The sequence below is a fragment of the Pseudomonas sp. LAMO17WK12:I5 genome (assembly GCF_900215165.1).
GTDB lineage: Bacteria > Pseudomonadota > Gammaproteobacteria > Pseudomonadales > Pseudomonadaceae > Aquipseudomonas > Aquipseudomonas putida_A.
In genome coordinates this window covers 97,699-113,697 of sequence record NZ_OBDS01000012.1, presented here as the reverse complement: position 1 = coordinate 113,697, position 15,999 = coordinate 97,699, and the positions used below count along the sequence as shown (strand labels likewise).

Sequence of the window (15,999 nt, the reverse complement as noted above, 5' to 3'; positions counted from 1 at the left end):
CTTAGAGCAATCCGGCCTGGGTCATCAGCTCGACGGCTTTTTTGCTGTCGAGGGTCGACGCATCGACTTTCGGCGCGTCGAGGGTTTTCAGCGGAGTCAGCTTCGGATTGGACGGCGCGTCTTTACCCACGGCGTATTCGAAGGAGGTGCCGGTTTCGAGAATTTCCTGACCTTCCTTGCTGGTGATGTATTTGACGAACTTCTGCGCTTCATCCTGATGTTTGCTCGAGGCCAGCACGCCGGCGCCGGAGGTACTGACGAACGCGCCCGGATCCTGATGTTTGAAGTAGTACAGCTTGGTGTTTTTGCTGTTTTCGCCGGTCTTGGACTGATCGACGAAGCTGTAATAGTGGTAGATCACACCGCTGTCGATCTGTCCGGCGTTCACCGCTTTGAGCACCGCACTGTTGCCGCGATAGATCGTGGCGTTGGTCTTCATGCCCTTGAGCCATTCCAGCGTGGCAGCTTCGCCTTTCTGTTGCAGGACGGCGGCGACGATCGCCTGGAAGTCCGCGCCAGCCGGGGAGGCGGCCCAACGGCCTTTCCAGGCCGGGGTGGCGAGGTCGAGCAGGGATTTGGGCAGGTCTTTTTCAGTCAACTTGCTTGGGTTGTAGACGAACACGGTGGAACGGGCGGCGATGCCGACCCAATTGCCGTGGGCCGGACTGTAGGCGGAATCGACTTGCTCAAGGGTTGTCGGCGCCAATGGGGCGAACAGTTTGGCGTTGTCCACCAGCACCATCGCCGGCGAGTTTTCGGTGAGGAATACGTCTGCCGGCGAGGCGGCGCCTTCCTGCACGAGTTGGTTGCCCATCTCGGTGTCATCGCCGTTGCGAATGGTCACCGGAATGCCGGTTTCCTCGGTGAAGCCGGCCACCCAGGCCTTGGTCAGCGTTTCATGCTGCGCGTTGTAGACCACCAGACCCACCGAATCGGCGGCAAAAGCCTGCCCGGTGCCGAGCAACGCAGTGGCCAGCAATGCGCGCTTGAAGAAGGATGGAAAGCGTGGATTCATTCGGGCAGCTCCTGTTTTCAGACGTTATGAGCAAACCCTCGCAGGAAACAATGCGAACGATTTGCAAGTGTCGAGTCGCGGCAATGTAGGGTGGCAAATGAGAAAAAAACGTCAAAGAAGCCGTTAATACTTGTCATTGCCATTCAAATTTACCGCGACTCTCTCCTTTTGTCTTAACGTCATTGCTCAGGAGTGGGGGATGTAAGCCACGCTCTGGTCTGCACGCCCGTGGAATACCTGTTCGCCACGGGTCGGGGTGGTGGTGATGACCTGATGATCAGCCTTCAGCGCATCCAGTGGCACGGCGTCACCGGAACGGTATTGCGCCACGAAAATCGTGCGTTGCGGATCCCAGTGTTCGCCGCTGGTGCGTTGCAGCCAGGCGATCAGCGTCGCGGTGTCGCCATTGTGCGGGAATTCCTCGATCGTTTCCGGCACGTAGTAGAACGGTGCACCACCGGTTTGCAGGTACATCGGTACTTTGTTGTCGACCTCGATCATGACCATGCGCCATTGATTCAATGGTGCCTGCTGACTGGCCTGTTCGCGAACCTGCTCGCCGAAGCGGATGACACCGCCGCCGCTGTTGGTCCACGGGTAAAGCACACCCAGTACCGCAGCGAGCAACACAGTAGTGACAGCGAAGCCGATCTTCAGCCCACGGCCTTCGCTGTTGCGGGCGGCCATGCGCCGGGTCACCCACCAGGCACCCAGCAATTGCGCGAAGGGCACCAGCGGCAACACGTAATAGCTGCGGCGACTGCCACTGGCGGTGAAGAACAGCATCAGCAGCGCGAGCCCTTGAATCAGCCAGCGGGTATCCGGTTCGATGTGCTTCCAGTTGCGCGCGGCAACCCATAAGGCGATCAACCAGCACGGCGCCCATGGCAGGGTGTAAACCGGCAGGTAGATCAAGTAGGTGTAAATCGGCCCGAATTGATCGAACGGCTGGAAAAACCGCACGACGTTTTCACGCAGCACCAGACCGAGGCCGCTTTGTTCGTAGTTGGGCGCACCGTAGAGGTGAGACAACAGGAACGGCGCCATGTAAAACGCCCCGGCGATCAATATCGCGCTGAACAGTCGCAGGTTCAGGTGGCGTTTCCAGCGGTGTTCGCTGAGCAGGTGCGGCAGCAGCACCAGCCCCGGCAGGATGAAACCGATCAGGCCCTTGAACAGCGACGTCAGCGACAACAAACCGAAGAACACCACGTAACGCCAGAAGCGGGTGTCATCCGGGCCGCGCCAATACCACCAGACGGCCGCCAGCACGCCGCAGACGGTGAGAATGTCGGCGGTGGCGACTCGCGCCCAGAACACGAAATACAAGGTGGTCGCCAGCATCCAGCCGGCGATCAGCCCGGTGCCTTTGCGAAACAGTTGCTCGCCAAGCAGATACACCAGCCACACGCTGAACCACGCGGAAATCACCGAAGACAGACGCAACGACCAGTGCCCCAGTCCGCCGGTGAACCAGGAGGTCGCGGTGATCAGCCAGTACGACAGCAGCGGTTTGTCGTAATAAGGACTGCCTTTGAGATAGGGATCGAAATAGTCGCCGCTTTGCAGCATCTGCAAGGCGATGTTGGCCCAGCGGGTTTCCGGCCCCCACAGCTCGCGACTGCCCAGGCCGAGCAGTAACAACAGGGCAGTCGCGGCCAGCAGAAGCAGCAACGCGCCCCGATCTTTTTTGTCTGCGGTCATGGTTTGCTCTGGGCAAAGATGAAGATTTCCAGGTTGCCGCGCCGGAAGTGCTGACCATCGATCGGCAACAGCTCCAGTTGCTGCTCGTCAGAGGTGCTGTTGACGCGCATCACCACGCCCACCGAGCCTTTTTTGCGCGCTTCGGTCATCCATTCGCCTACGCCGTCGAGGCTGACCTTGCGTGACGCCATGGCCGGGTCATCGAGGCCGTACTTGAGTTCGCCAACGGTGTTGAACAGGTCGACTTGCGGACGACGCAAACGCCAGGACAGTGCCGACGCAGCGCCCAGGTCATTACTCAGCAACGAGCTGGTTTCGCTCAGTTGCTGCTGATGTTCGGCAATGAACTGATCCGGCATCTTGCTGTTGACGATGGTCGCCGGCATCGCGGCCGGCAGCAATGCGACGAGCAGGCCGATGCCCAGCGCCGGCATCGCCCACAGCGTCAGCGGGCGCAAGGCTTGCAGCGAACCGGCAATCAGCCAGCCGAGCAGCACGATATAGCCCAGCGACAGGCTGAACATTTCGGTGTGTTCGTAAATTTCACGGGTCGCTTGCAGATAGATCAGCGCGACCAGTGCGGCAACGGCCAGCATCACGTTGACCACACCGTTGATGCGCAAGACACGGCCGTTCTGGCGTTCGAGCCAGCCCATCAGCGTGTGGCCCATCAACAGGGCCAGAGGCAGCAGGCACGGCATGATGTAAGTCGGCAGTTTGCCGCTGCTCGCGCTGAAAAACGCCAGCGGCAGCAGGAACCACAAGGCGAGGAAGGCGATTTTCGGATCACGCTTTTCGCGCCAGGTACGCAGCAGCGTCGAAGGCAACAGCAGTGCCCACGGCAAGGTGGACGCAAACAGCAGCGGCAGGTAGAACCACCATGGTCGTGCGTGCTGTGCGTCTTCACCGGCGGCGAAGCGGCGGATGTGTTCGTGCCAGAAGAAGAACCGCCAGAAATCCGGTTCACGCGCGTGCACGGCCAGTGCCCATGGCACGCTGACCAGCGCGGCCACCGCCACGGCAACCAGTCCATAACGCACCAGTTCACCGAAGCGCCGCTGCCAGATCATGTAGGGCAGGGCGATCAGCACCGGCAGCATCAAGGCGAGGAAACCTTTGGTCATCAGGCCCATGCCGCAGGCAAATCCCAACAAAGCCCAGCCGCCCAGCCGCGCGCGCGGGGTGTTGCTGTCGATGGCAAACCAGATCGCCACCAGGCTGAGGTTGACCCACAAGGTGAATTGCGGATCGAGGTTGGCATAGCCGGCTTGCCCTGCGATCAGGCCGAAGCTCATATAAAGGAGGGCGCACGCGGCGCTGATTCGCGGGTTGTTCCACAGGCGCCGGGCCAGCAGGTAGGCCAGCCACACACTAACCCCGGAGCTGAGTGCCGAGGCGATGCGCACGCCGAACAGGTTTTCACCGAAAATCGCCTGGCCGATGGCGATCATCCAGTAGCCGGCGATCGGTTTTTCGAAGTAGCGAATGCCCATGAAGTGCGGCGCCACCCAGTTGCCGCTCTGCAGCATTTCCTGGCTGATCTGCCCATAGCGGGTTTCATCGGGAATCCACAGACCGTGGGTCATCAGCGGCAGCAGATAAAACACCACGAATGCCAGCACCAGCCCGGGGATCGCAAAACGCTCGATCAGGGTGCGCTGGTGGAGGCGCGGCAAATTCAACGCCGCATGGTGCAGCGGTTTGTTCTCAGACGTCATGACTGGACCTTGGTGCAGTACAAAGTGTGCGTTTCAGTGACGGCCCGGCAATTTCCGTTGCAGGTGCGGCACTGGGTTGAATGAATGCAGAGGCGAGCACGGCCGATGGGCGTGTCCTGCATTCAGAGAACGGGTCTGCTTCCAGCGTTAAGTTCTCCTCGAGAAGACAAGCTTTAAAATTATTTTTTTCCAGTTCGGGAAAGTAAAAAACATTTCTTATTACAAATTTCATACACGCCGATACCCTGTGCCAGAGCATTGGCCGAGCCGTTTGTTCTCGACTAAGTTTGATGATTACTTGGCCAGTCGTTGCCAGCCTTCGGGATTCATGATGCCAATTACTTCAAGTTTTCCTTGCGCATCTATCCGGGCTAAAACAGTGCTGCCATATTCGGCGGCGACCGCGCGCGGGTAACCGGTCTGCCGTTCGAAATCGGCGATGCAGCCGCTGTGGGTTACCAGAATCATGTTCTGTCCCGGGGTCTTGTGCGCCACCAATTCATTGCGCATCGTCGGGCCACAGGTTTCCAGCCATTCCGCCGCCACGGCATCGTGGCCGAGCATGTAATGCGCAGTCTGCAGGGTGCGCGTCAACGGGCTGCTGAAGAACTGGGTCTTTTCCAGGCCCAGTTGCGTAAAGCCACGGCCTACCTGGGCTGCAGCAATGCTGCCAGCCTGGGTGATACCGTCTGCCGGCCCCAGACAGGGATTGGTCGAGCGGTCGCAACGTTCGGTATGTCGCACCAGTGCGACGACCTCACCGGCCTGCCAGGCCTTCACCCATCCCTGGGTAGCCGACGCACTCGCATAGCGCAGGTTGGCGGGCGAACGTTGCATCCAGACGAAGCCACAAATCAGTGTAATCAACAGCAAACCGACAGCAATGATTGCCCAGGTGCGCGGACGAGACAGATCCCATCGCCTGGACGCTGATTGTACGTGTACTAATTCAACCACGACGTTGCCCCTTGTCATTCCCGAGTTCCACTCAGTACACGCGCAGTGCAACGTAAGCTCCAGGAGGTTAGTTACTTTACGGTGGTCTACTTGAATGGCTGCTGAACACTACGTTCAGAGTCGTGGCGGAGCAGTGAAGAACATGTGAAAAATTTGCGAGGTCCGGCGTGTGTTAACTAAAACGGCTATTTGATAAATAAACTCAAATACCCGTTTTGTTTGTTTTAAACACTTAACAACAACGCCGGGCAAGGCGAAGCTGCGAATATTGGTCAACGTCGTCGCGCCGCCCCTTGCAGCCCTGACATCAGCACTGGAGTCATTGAACCGGATGGACCTCAAGCAAAGCCTCGCCAATCGGATTGTGATTGTGTTCGCCTTGATGAGTGCGGTGGTGGCCGGTGTCTTCGCGATGGGCATTGTGGCTACCGTGCATGTCGTCGAGCACAAGTTGACCATGACCGCCCTCAGCGGTGGACTGCGCCGGTTGTTGGCGATGGACGACATCAACCAGTGGCGCCACGAGCCGGAAAAGAGCGAACTGTTTTTTTTCGAGAACGGCCCGGGGCCCATGGCACTGACGCCGCAATTGGCAGCACTGCCCCAGGGGTTTCAGGAGATCACCTTCAACGGTGACGATTTCTACGCGATGGTCGAGGCAGTCGGCGGACGCAAGTATGTGCTGCTGCGCAATCAGGAAAGCTTCGAGCAGCGTGAACACCTGCTGTTCGTGGTGGTGATAGTCGGGTTCATCCTCAGTGTCATGCTGGCGGTCGCGCTCGGCAGGTTGTTGGCGCGGCAGGTCATGGCGCCGGTGATTCGCCTGGCGGGGCAGGTGCGGCATCGTGATCAATTGATCGCGCTGGCGCCGGCCCTGCATCCGGATTACGCCGATGATGAAGTAGGGGAGTTGGCCCTGTCTTTTGACCAGACACTCGGCCGGTTACGCGAAACCCTGAACCGCGAAAAACTCTTCACCAGTGATGTCAGTCATGAACTGCGCACACCGTTGATGATTCTGGCCAGCTCCTGCGAGCTGTTGCTGGCCAACCCTTCGCTGGATCCGCGTTCCACCCAGCAGGTCACACGCATTGCCCGGGCCAGCGCTGAAATGCGCCAACTGGTCGAAACCTTCTTGATGCTGGCACGCAAGCCGGAAGAGCTTGGCACCGAATCGACCTGCACACTCAAATCGATCGCCGATGCCCAGGTGGAAATCTGGGGGCGACTCATTCGTGAAAAGGGCCTGGAATTCATCTACGAGCCACAACTGGCGGGCGCCACGCGTTATGACCTGACGTTCTTGCAGTCGGTCATGGGCAATCTGCTGCGCAACGCCTGGCACTACACCGATCAGGGCTTTGTCCGCTTGACCCTGCTCAGGGACAGCTTCGTGGTCGAGGACAGCGGCATCGGTATTCCGGAAGAGAAACGCCACGCGATGTTCCAGCCATTCGTGCGCGGTGACGAGCAGCGCGGTGAAGGCCTTGGGCTGGGATTGTCACTGGTGCAGCGGATCTGCAGCCATCAGCGCTGGCAGGTTCAGTTGGTGACTCGAGAACCGAACGGCTGCCGTTTCACCGTCACGCTGTCGGCGGCTCAGGAGGCCGACGGGCAGGCGCGAGAATTACCCGCCGCTTGATTGATCAATGCAGCCAGGCGTTTGACGTTGTTCTGTTGCGCGGCCACCAGTTCGTCGATGCTCGGGCCGGACGGAGTTTGCAAGGTTGAATGGCAGGTCAGCAGAGCATTGTCCGCCGCACCGCTGGGACGCAGGCGCCATTTGACGTCGATCAGTCCGTACTGGCCGGGGATCGAGTCGAAACGCTGCACATCGATGCGCACCGAGACGTTGCCGCCACTGCCGGTATTGCTCAGTTGATCGTTCAAGGCACTGCGCAGCTCATCCGCCAGACTCGCCCCCCACCACTGGGTTTCCAGAATCGCCAGGCCATTGTTACCCTGACGGATGACGATTTGCGGGCGGTCAACTTGCGGCGGCACGCTGATCCCCTCGATCGGAATCTGCGCGCCGGCACGGGACGGCGGCAGTTGCACCGGGGTCAGGGTGTGAAAGTTGATCGGCTCGCTGCGGCAGGCGCCCAAAAGCAGGAACGCAGCGAGCACGGTGATCTTCAGCGGTAAAGCCATGGGATAGCTCCTGTGCTCAATTGCGCGGCGGTCCTTTCAGATCCAGCGGCGCCGCGTTGTCGGGACGACCGCGAATCAGCGATTCCGGATGGCGACCGAGATAATCCGACAGCTCACGCAGCGAACGCGACATGCGCCCGAGTTCGTCGAGGGTCTCGGTGAGTTTCTCGCGCTGTGGCGAATCTTCGGCCAGGGTCGAGCTGGCGGACTGCAAGGTCTTGCTGACGTCGGCCAGGGTGGTCTGCACGCTCGGCAGGGTTTTCGCATTGAACTGGGTCAGGCCTTTGCGCAGCTCGACGAGGTTGCTGTCGAGGTTGCCGGCAATCCGTTCGACCGGCAGTTTGTTGAGCTTGTCGACCACGGCTTCGAGTTTTTCCTGCAACTGTTCGAGGCTGCCGGGCACGGTTGGCAAGACCACCGGCCGGGCCGTCGCGTCGAACGCAACTTTCTCGGCTTTCGGGAAGAAATCCAGCGCGATGTACAACTGCCCGGTCAGCAGGTTGCCGCTGCGGGCCTGGGCGCGCAGACCGTTGTCGACGAAGGTGCCGAGCAAACGAATGCCGGCGGCTTCGTCGTCGGGATCGTGCTTGAATTCGGTGAGCATTTTTTTGTAGGCCTGACCGAGGCGCTGCGGGTAAATGACGATGCCGACGTTCAGCGGGAAGCTGCGTTTTTTAGCGTCGAAATCGAGATTGATGCCGACCACCCGGCCGATCTCCATGCCGAGAAATTCTACCGGCGCATCGACCTTGAGCCCGCGCAAGGACTGCTCGAAACGCAGCACCATGTATTGCGCCTTGCCGTTGGGCGGGGCGAGGGCGGCCTGCTGATCGGCGAACAGTTCGAAATCCTTGTCGTCGGCGGCGGCAACGTCGTTGGGGCTGTAATCCGGGGCGCGGAAGGCAATGCCGCCGACCAGCATGGTCGATAGCGATTCGGTTTTCACCGCAAAGCCGTTGGCGCCGACATTGATGTCGATACCGCTGGCGTTCCAGAACCGGGTGTTTTCGGTGACGAACGCGTCGTTCGGCGAATGGATGAACACCTCTATGTCCACGCCTTTGCCCTCGGGATTGAGGGTGTAAGTAACCACCTGACCGACCGGAATCTTGCGGTAGTAAACCGGCGAACCAATGTCCAGCGAGCCGAGATCCGGCGCGTGCAGCATGAAGCGCTTGCCTGGTTCGCCGTAGGTGATCGGCGGTGGATTTTCCAGGCCCTTGAAGTGTTTGGCGCGGCTGTCGGACTGGCCGATGTCGGCGCCGATGTAGTCGCCGGAGAGCAGGGTGTCGATGCCCGACACACCACCAGCGCCGATGCGCGGGCGCACGACCCAGAAGTGTGAGTCTTCGCGGGTAAAGGTTTCGGCCTGCTTGGCCAGTTTGATCGTGGCGTCGACGCTCTTCTGATCGCCGCTCAACTCGACGTCAGTCACCTGACCGATCACCACATTGCGGTATTTGACCTCGGTCTTGTTGGCGGTCAGGCCACTGCCGGTCTTGAAGTTGACGACGATGGTCGGGCCTTCCTGCATCAGGTTGTGCACCACCAGCGAAATACCGACCAGCACCGCGACGATCGGCACGATCCACACCAGTGAAATACTGAAGCGACGCGTCTTGATCGGCGCTTGGCCCGGTGCTCGTGGCTCATCGGCGGCTGACGACTTCATCCATGTCCTCCTCGGTTTGGTGGATGCTGAGCGTCAGGAACGCAAAAGCACTTCATCAATATAGAAGTGCTTGGCGATAGAGCAAATAAGGTTACGTATAGGAGCTGCCGAAGGCTGCGATGTTTTGATCTTGGTTTTTAAGGTCAAAAGATCGCAGCCTTCGGCAGCTCCTACAGGGGCGAGCGTTAGCCGAGGATTTCACGCAGGCGATACCAGAACATGCCCAGTGCCAGCAGCGGCGAACGCAGGGCCGGGCCGCCGGGGAAGGTCATGTGCGGCACCGCGCTGAACACATCCATGCCCTGACTGTGGCCGGCGTGAATCGCTTCGCCCAGCAGCTTGGCGCACCAGTGCGTGACGTTGAGGCCGTGCCCGGAGTAACCCTGAGCGTAGAACACGTTCGGCTGCTGCTTGAGCCGGCCGACCTGCGGGAAACGGTTGGCGGTGATGCCGATCTTGCCACCCCATTGATAGTCGATGCGCACGTCCGCCAGTTGCGGGAAGACCTTGAGCATCTTCGGGCGCATATAGGCGGCGATGTCCGCCGGATCGCGCCCGGAATAATGACAGGCGCCGCCGAACAGCAGGCGTCGATCCGCCGAGAGCCGGTAGTAATCGAGGCCGACTTTCTGGTCGCACAACGCGAGGTTGTGCGGGATCAAATGCGCGGCGCGCGCCTCGGACAGCGGCTCGGTGGCGATGATGTAACTGCCGGCGGGCAGGACCTTGCCGCTGAGTTGCTGTTCGAGTTCATCCAGATGCGCGTTGCAACCGAGCACCAGACTGCCGGCGCGAACGCTGCCGGTGGCGCAGCGCACTTCAACGGTTTCGCCATGAATGATCTGCAGCACCGGGCTTTGCTCGAAGATTCGCACACCGAGGGACGCCGCCAGACGCGCTTCGCCTTGCACCAGATCCAGCGGGTGCAGATGGCCGGAGCCCATGTCGATCAGACCACCCGCGTAGATGTCGGCGTTGACCACTTGTTGACGGATCAGCTCCGGGCCGACCAGACGGGTCTGGTGTTGATAACCGAGTTCGTCGAGGCTGACCTGTTCGTCCTTGAACGCTGCGAATTGCGCCGGAGTGTTGGCCAGCTCGCAGAAGCCCCAACGCAGGTCGCACTCGATGGCGTTCTCGGTGATGCGCTGGCGCACCAGTTCCACCGAGTCGATCCCGGCGCGCTGCAAGTAACGCACGCCGTCATTGCCGACATAGCGGGCAAAGCCTTCGACCTCGTGACCGATGCCGCGAATCAACTGACCGCCGTTGCGCCCGCTGGCGCCCCAGCCAATGCGTCGGGCTTCAATCAACACCACCGACAGCCCGCGCTGCGCCAGTTCAATCGCGGTGTTGACCCCGGTGAAGCCGCCGCCGATCACGCAGACATCGGCGGTGAGATCACCGTCGAGTGTCGGCCAGGGCGTACTGGCCCGGGCCGAAGCCGCGTAATAGGAGCGGGCGTGTTCTTGCGTGTACTGATTCATTTGTTCGACTTCACTTTGCTCCAGGACCGGGTCATCAGACGCATGATCGACTGGGGCGGGGTAGAGGAGATGTAGAGCTTGTCCAGCACCGCCTGCGACGGGTAGACCTCGGGATTGTTCACCAGCGCCTGATCCATGTACTGCTTGGCGGCCGGGTTCGGGTTGGCGTAACCGACCGAAGCGCTGACCTTGGCGATCACTTGCGGATCGAGCAGGTAATTGATGAAGGCGTGGGCTTCCTTGGTGTTGCTGGCGTCGGCCGGGATCGCCAGCAGGTCGAACCACAGGTTGGCGCCTTCCTTCGGAATCGCGTAAGCGATATTCACCCCGTTCTTGGCTTCCTTGGCGCGGTTGGCCGCCTGGAATACGTCGCCGGAGTAACCGAAGGCTACGCAGATATCGCCATTGGCCAGATCGGAAACGTATTTCGAGGAGTGGAAATAGGTGATGTACGGGCGAATGCTCAGCAGTTTCGCTTCGGCCTTTTTATAGTCTTCCGGGTTTTCGCTGCGTGGGTCCATGCCCATGTAGTTGAGGATCGCCGGGAACACTTCGTCCGCCGAGTCCATCATCGACACGCCGCACTGGGTGAGTTTCTTCAGGTTTTCCGGCTCGAACAGCACCGCCCAGGAATCGATGTGATCGATGCCGAGCACAGCCTTGACCTTGTCGACGTTGTAGCCGATGCCGTTGGTGCCCCACAGGTACGGCACCGAGTGCTGATTGCCCGGGTCGTTCTTTTCGAGCAATTCGAGCAATTTCGGATCGAGATTTTTCCAGTTCGGCAACTGCTCGCGATCGAGTTTGAGGAACGCCCCGGCCTTCACCTGACGCGCGAGGAAGTGGTTGGACGGCACCACCACGTCGTAGCCGGTACGGCCGGCGAGCAGCTTGCCCTCCAGGGTTTCATTGGAGTCGAAAACGTCGTAGATCACCTTGATCCCGGTCTTGGCCTGGAAGTCGGCGAGGGTGGTTTCACCGATGTAGTCGGTCCAGTTGTAGACGCTGACCTGTGGCTGGGCCAGGGCTGCGGTGCTGCACAACAGCGCCAGTGCGGCGGGAACCATGGATTTCAATAGACGCATATCGACACCTCTTCGAATTTTTTGGATTTTTCAGGTGGTTAGCTAATTCCTGTGGGAGGGGGCTTGCTCCCGAAGAGGCCGGTACATTCAACATTTTCTGTGACTGACAGACCGCTTTCGGGAGCAAGCCCCCTCCCACAAAAGCCCATCCCACAGAGGTGAAGGGGCTTTGTGAGATGGATCAGACGCTCAGCAGCAGGAACTCGCGCTCCCAGGAGCTGATCACGCGCTTGAAGTTTTCATGCTCGGCGCGTTTGACCGCGACGTAGCCGCGTACGAACTTGTTGCCCAGATAACGCGCAACTGTGTCGCACTCTTCCATTTGCGTCAGCGCGTCTTCGATGGTGATCGGCAGGCGCAGGTTGCGGCGTTCGTAGGCGCGGCCTTCGACGGCGGCACTCGGTTCGATGCCTTCGACCATGCCGATGTAGCCACACAGCAGGCTCGCGGCGATCGCCAGATACGGGTTGGCATCGGCGCCCGGCAGGCGGTTTTCCACGCGCATGGCTTCCGGCCCGGAGGTCGGTACTCGCAGGCCGACGGTGCGGTTTTCTTCGCCCCACTCGACGTTGACCGGCGCCGAAGTGTCCGGCAGGAAGCGGCGGAACGAGTTCACGTTCGGCGCGAACATCGGCAGCACTTTCGGGATGTACTTCTGCAGGCCGCCGATGTGATGGCGGAACAGCTCGCTCATTGTGCCGTCGGCATTGGCGAAGATCGGCTTGCCGGTGGCGATCTCCACGACGCTCTGGTGCAGGTGCATGGCGCTGCCGGGTTCGTCACCAATCGGCTTGGCCATGAACGTGGCAGTGACGTTGTGCTTGAGCGCCGCTTCGCGCAGGGTGCGTTTGAACACGGTGATCTGGTCGGCCAGATCCAGTGCGTCGCCGTGACGGAAGTTGATTTCCATCTGCGCCGGGCCGTCTTCATGGATCAGCGTGTCCAGATCCAGGCCTTGCAGCTCGCACCAGTCGTAGACGTCTTCGAACAGCGGATCGAATTCGTTGGCGGCATCGATCGAGAACGATTGCCGACCGCTTTCGGCACGGCCCGAACGCCCCAGCGGCGCCTTGAGTGGCAGGTCCGGGTCTTCGCAGCGCTGGGTCAGGTAGAACTCCATTTCCGGCGCCACGATCGGCTTCCAGCCCTTGTCGGTGTACAGCTGCAGGACTTTTTTCAGCACGTTGCGCGGCGACAGTTCGATCGGGTTGCCGAACTTGTCGAAGGTGTCGTGGATGACGATGGCGGTCGGCTCGATCGCCCATGGAATCACATACACGGCGTCGCTCACCGGTTTGCAGACCATGTCGATGTCGGCCGGGTCGAGCAGGCCGTAGTAGATGTCGTCGTCGACAAAATCCCCGGTTACCGTTTGCAGCAGCACACTTTCCGGCAGGCGCATGCCTCGCTCATGCAGGAACTTGTTGGTCGGTGCGATCTTGCCGCGGGCGATGCCGGTCAGGTCGCTGACCACACATTCAACTTCGGTAATCTTGTGATCTTTCAGCCACGTGAACAGCTGATCGAAAGGGGCATTCATAAAGACCTCGTTATTGGTTTTATAGACGCCGGGGAGGGCGGGTTTCATCTTCCGCCCCTTCCCCTGTGGCGCGTTGACGACTATCTTGGGCGTGCCTTGCCGTTCCATCTATCCACTTTAAGCAGCACCAAAGCGCACCAAAAGAGTGCGCAAGGTCTCCCATGACAACGTGTAATCCGCTTCAGGTTCAGGCTTTCAATACCGCTGATGTCAGCGAACAGATCCGCGCCACGCCGGGTTGGGTCCAGCATTACCAGCAAATGTCTCCCGGACATTTCGCCGGGCAGATCCGCTATCTGGACCTGGAAGGTGTGCAGGTCTACGAAGAACAGATGAACACCCGCGTCGAGCAAACGTTCAGCGCACCATCGGGTGCCTTGGCCTTCTGTTTCGATCGCAGCGACAACGCGCTGTATCTGCTCAACGAAGACAGCCGCAACATCTGGATCACCCCGGAGAACTACCAGGAAATCGCCGTGGTGTTCGGCCCGAAATTCGTCCGTCAGCACGGTCTGGATGTGGCGAGACTCGAAGGATTGTTCATGGCGCCGCTTAACTGCGGGCAGAACGCCTTGTTCAGTCGCTGGTTAAGCTCAACTCTCACGAAGTTGTCGCAAGCTGTTGATCCGTTTGATAAAGATTCACTGACTCAGCAGTTACTCGAAGACTGCCTGTTCATCCTCGACAACGCACACACCCGTCTTGATCGCGGCGGATTACAGCGGCGTAGCGAAGAACGGATGATCATGAAGCGGGTAGGGGAGTGGGCGGCAGATTCGCCGGAAGACACCGTCAATCTGCTCGAACTGTCGAAGGTCGCAGGGGTGCCGTTGCGGCAATTACAGCAGGCGTTCAAAGCCTATACCGGTATGACCCCGAGCCACTGGCTGCGCCTGCGCCGGCTTAACAGTGCACACCGCGAATTGCTCAATCGCCGGCCCACGGAAACCACCGTGGCTGAGGTGGCGATGCGCTGGTCGTTCTGGCATCTGGGGCGGTTTTCCAGCAGTTATCGGGCGCTGTTCAAAGAGCTGCCGAGCGAGACGCTGAAACGCTAGAGATTGCCGTCACGGACAAAAAGATCTTTGTGTCCCAAGCGAAGTTAAATAGAATCAGTCTCATTTGAATCTAACTTCGCGCAGGGTCTCTTGAGATGATTGAAGCCGCCACGCCATCTGAGCAGAGCCTGCACGCGCTGTACCGCGATCACCGAGGCTGGCTGGAAACCTGGCTGCGTCGACGCATGGGCAACGCCTGGGATGCGGCGGATCTGAGCCAGGACACCTTCATGCGCGTGCTGTGCAGTTCGCAACCGATTGCCGACATGCGTGAGCCTCGTGCCTATCTGCTGACCGTGGGCAAGCGTCTACTGAGCAACTTCTACACCCGCCGCAGTCTGGAAAAAGCCTACCTCGAAGCCCTCGCGCAGCTCCCGGAGGAGTGCGTGCCATCGCCCGAGCAGCGTTGGCTGCTGCTGGAAACCCTGCAAGCACTGGACGAGTTGCTTGATGGTTTACCGCGAGCAGTGCGCCGGGCGTTTTTGTGGAGTCAGCTTGAAGGCTTGGGTTACCGCGAAATCGCCGAGCGCTTGCAGGTGTCCGAACGCACCGTCAAACGTTACATGGCGCAGGCCTACGAGCATTGTCTGCTGGTGGAGCTTTGATGCGCGTAGCCCCCAGTGATGAAGCCCGCGAAGTCGCCCGCGCCGCCGCGCAATGGCTGGCGTTGATGGAGTCCGGCGAAGCGGGCGCTGACGATCATGCGCAATTGCAGGCCTGGCGCAACAGCGATAGCCGGCATGAACACGCGTGGCAGAAAATCCAGCGCTTGCGCGAACGGTTTTCCGCTCTGCCTTCTGCGTTAGCCATGGCTACGCTGGATCGTCCGGATCCTGCGCGTCGGGCCGCGCTGAAACGCGCGCTCGGCATCGCGGCACTGGTGCCGGCGGCCTGGCTGCTCAGTCGGCAACTGCCGCTGGACGTCTGGCGCGCTGATTTGCAGACGGGCACCGGTGAACGCAAAAAATTGCCGCTCGCCGATGGCAGTTCGTTGCAGCTCAATACCGACAGCGCCGTCAATATGGATCTTGCTGCCGGTCAGCTCACGCTGGTGCGGGGAGAGATGGCCCTTGATGTACCAGGCAACTCAGCGCTGATCATCAATGTGCCGTACGGGCGAATCATCGTCAGTCACAGTGAGATTTGCGTGCGTCTCAATGAGCGTGACTGCAATGTGTCGGTGGTCAGTGGCTCGGTGCAGTTGCAACCGTCAAACGGGCCGGCGCTGATCCTCGATCAGGGCCAGCAGATCAGGCTGCAGGCTTCTGGCGCGGGTGCTGTCCGGGCGTTTGATGTCTCGATGCCGAGCTGGCGCGACGGTGTACTGATGGCGCAGAACCAGCCGCTGGGGGATTTTCTGCGCGAATTGAGCCGTTACCGCCCTGGCGTGCTGCGCTGGGATCCGGAGCTGGAGGCGCTGCGCATCACCGGCAGTTTTCGCCTGGATAACACCGATCAAGTGCTCTCGCTATTGGCGGCCAGCCTGCCGATCGACGTGCAGAAACGCACGCGCTTTTGGGTCTCTCTCGTTCCGCGAAAATTGTCCCAGTCCAAAAAAACAGTCTGAGATCTGTCCCTTTTTTTCGCCTCGCTGGTCATTCCAGGCAAGTGA

At 60.0% G+C, this 15,999-nt stretch carries 13 protein-coding genes; 4 read left to right on the top strand and 9 right to left on the bottom strand.

Annotated elements, in window-relative coordinates; all coding sequences use genetic code 11:
* Position 1: 1 nt before the first annotated feature.
* The 4 genes from CRO59_RS21675 to CRO59_RS21660 form a co-directional block, all read right to left on the bottom strand.
* Positions 2-1,015, bottom strand: coding sequence for an iron ABC transporter substrate-binding protein (locus CRO59_RS21675; protein ID WP_097089741.1), 1,014 nt, complete (start codon positions 1,013-1,015; stop codon positions 2-4).
* Positions 1,016-1,201: 186 nt separating this feature from the next.
* The gene (locus CRO59_RS21670; protein WP_097089742.1) at positions 1,202-2,719 is read right to left on the bottom strand and encodes a glycosyltransferase family 39 protein; all 1,518 of its coding nucleotides are present in this window, start codon (positions 2,717-2,719) and stop codon (positions 1,202-1,204) included.
* Positions 2,716-4,437 carry a lipid IV(A) 4-amino-4-deoxy-L-arabinosyltransferase gene (gene arnT / locus CRO59_RS21665; protein ID WP_097089744.1) on the bottom strand — a complete coding sequence of 574 codons (1,722 nt, stop codon included), beginning with the start codon at positions 4,435-4,437 and terminating at the stop codon, positions 2,716-2,718. Before arnT ends, CRO59_RS21670 begins: the two co-directional genes overlap by 4 nt.
* A 294-nt stretch (positions 4,438-4,731) precedes the next feature.
* Entirely contained in the window at positions 4,732-5,274 is a 543-nt protein-coding gene (locus CRO59_RS21660; protein WP_256578471.1) for a histidine phosphatase family protein, read from the bottom strand.
* 451 nt (positions 5,275-5,725) lie between these two features.
* Here CRO59_RS21660 and CRO59_RS21655 point away from each other — a divergent pair, with 451 nt between their 5' ends.
* Positions 5,726-7,036 carry a HAMP domain-containing sensor histidine kinase gene (locus CRO59_RS21655; protein ID WP_097089747.1) on the top strand — a complete coding sequence of 437 codons (1,311 nt, stop codon included), beginning with the start codon at positions 5,726-5,728 and terminating at the stop codon, positions 7,034-7,036.
* On the opposite strand, the gene CRO59_RS21650 is transcribed toward CRO59_RS21655, so the two are convergent.
* From CRO59_RS21650 to CRO59_RS21630, 5 genes are all read right to left on the bottom strand, one after another.
* Positions 6,994-7,545 (bottom strand): membrane integrity-associated transporter subunit PqiC, encoded by a 552-nt coding sequence (locus tag CRO59_RS21650; RefSeq protein ID WP_097089749.1) that lies wholly within the window; start codon positions 7,543-7,545, stop codon positions 6,994-6,996. The two genes, CRO59_RS21655 and CRO59_RS21650, sit on opposite strands and share 43 nt — an antisense overlap.
* 16 nt (positions 7,546-7,561) lie before the next feature.
* Positions 7,562-9,217, bottom strand: a complete 1,656-nt coding sequence (locus CRO59_RS21645) for an intermembrane transport protein PqiB (protein WP_097089750.1) — start codon at positions 9,215-9,217, stop codon at positions 7,562-7,564.
* 185 nt (positions 9,218-9,402) lie between these two features.
* A complete protein-coding gene (locus CRO59_RS21640; protein ID WP_097089752.1) occupies positions 9,403-10,704 on the bottom strand; it encodes an FAD-binding oxidoreductase in 1,302 nt (433 codons plus the stop codon).
* Entirely contained in the window at positions 10,701-11,789 is a 1,089-nt protein-coding gene (locus tag CRO59_RS21635; protein ID WP_041063835.1) for a polyamine ABC transporter substrate-binding protein, read from the bottom strand. Before CRO59_RS21635 ends, CRO59_RS21640 begins: the two co-directional genes overlap by 4 nt.
* A 181-nt stretch (positions 11,790-11,970) precedes the next feature.
* Positions 11,971-13,329: a glutamine synthetase family protein gene (locus tag CRO59_RS21630; RefSeq protein WP_097089754.1), complete on the bottom strand. Its 1,359-nt coding sequence runs from the start codon at positions 13,327-13,329 to the stop codon at positions 11,971-11,973.
* A gap of 161 nt (positions 13,330-13,490) precedes the next feature.
* Between CRO59_RS21630 and CRO59_RS21625 the strand changes: the two genes are divergently transcribed.
* The 3 genes from CRO59_RS21625 to CRO59_RS21615 all read left to right on the top strand — a co-directional run bounded on the left by CRO59_RS21625 (position 13,491) and on the right by CRO59_RS21615 (position 15,954).
* Positions 13,491-14,387 carry a helix-turn-helix domain-containing protein gene (locus CRO59_RS21625; protein WP_097089756.1) on the top strand — a complete coding sequence of 299 codons (897 nt, stop codon included), beginning with the start codon at positions 13,491-13,493 and terminating at the stop codon, positions 14,385-14,387.
* A 95-nt stretch (positions 14,388-14,482) separates the two neighbouring features.
* Positions 14,483-14,992 (top strand): sigma-70 family RNA polymerase sigma factor, encoded by a 510-nt coding sequence (locus CRO59_RS21620; protein WP_097089759.1) that lies wholly within the window; start codon positions 14,483-14,485, stop codon positions 14,990-14,992.
* On the top strand, positions 14,992-15,954 hold the full coding sequence (locus CRO59_RS21615; RefSeq protein ID WP_097089761.1) for a FecR domain-containing protein: 963 nt from the start codon (positions 14,992-14,994) through the stop codon (positions 15,952-15,954). The genes CRO59_RS21620 and CRO59_RS21615 overlap by 1 nt, the downstream gene beginning before the upstream one ends.
* Positions 15,955-15,999 lie beyond the last annotated feature (45 nt).

Bases quoted from the DNA above. Each gene is read 5' to 3' on its own strand.
- CRO59_RS21675 (WP_097089741.1), bottom strand. From the start codon at position 1,015: ATGAATCCACGCTTTCCATCCTTCTTCAAGCGCGCATTGCTGGCCACT.
- CRO59_RS21670 (WP_097089742.1), bottom strand. From the start codon at position 2,719: ATGACCGCAGACAAAAAAGATCGGGGCGCGTTGCTGCTTCTGCTGGCC.
- arnT (WP_097089744.1), bottom strand. From the start codon at position 4,437: ATGACGTCTGAGAACAAACCGCTGCACCATGCGGCGTTGAATTTGCCG.
- CRO59_RS21660 (WP_256578471.1), bottom strand. From the start codon at position 5,274: ATGCAACGTTCGCCCGCCAACCTGCGCTATGCGAGTGCGTCGGCTACC.
- CRO59_RS21655 (WP_097089747.1), top strand. From the start codon at position 5,726: ATGGACCTCAAGCAAAGCCTCGCCAATCGGATTGTGATTGTGTTCGCC.
- CRO59_RS21650 (WP_097089749.1), bottom strand. From the start codon at position 7,545: ATGGCTTTACCGCTGAAGATCACCGTGCTCGCTGCGTTCCTGCTTTTG.
- CRO59_RS21645 (WP_097089750.1), bottom strand. From the start codon at position 9,217: ATGAAGTCGTCAGCCGCCGATGAGCCACGAGCACCGGGCCAAGCGCCG.
- CRO59_RS21640 (WP_097089752.1), bottom strand. From the start codon at position 10,704: ATGAATCAGTACACGCAAGAACACGCCCGCTCCTATTACGCGGCTTCG.
- CRO59_RS21635 (WP_041063835.1), bottom strand. From the start codon at position 11,789: ATGCGTCTATTGAAATCCATGGTTCCCGCCGCACTGGCGCTGTTGTGC.
- CRO59_RS21630 (WP_097089754.1), bottom strand. From the start codon at position 13,329: ATGAATGCCCCTTTCGATCAGCTGTTCACGTGGCTGAAAGATCACAAG.
- CRO59_RS21625 (WP_097089756.1), top strand. From the start codon at position 13,491: ATGACAACGTGTAATCCGCTTCAGGTTCAGGCTTTCAATACCGCTGAT.
- CRO59_RS21620 (WP_097089759.1), top strand. From the start codon at position 14,483: ATGATTGAAGCCGCCACGCCATCTGAGCAGAGCCTGCACGCGCTGTAC.
- CRO59_RS21615 (WP_097089761.1), top strand. From the start codon at position 14,992: ATGCGCGTAGCCCCCAGTGATGAAGCCCGCGAAGTCGCCCGCGCCGCC.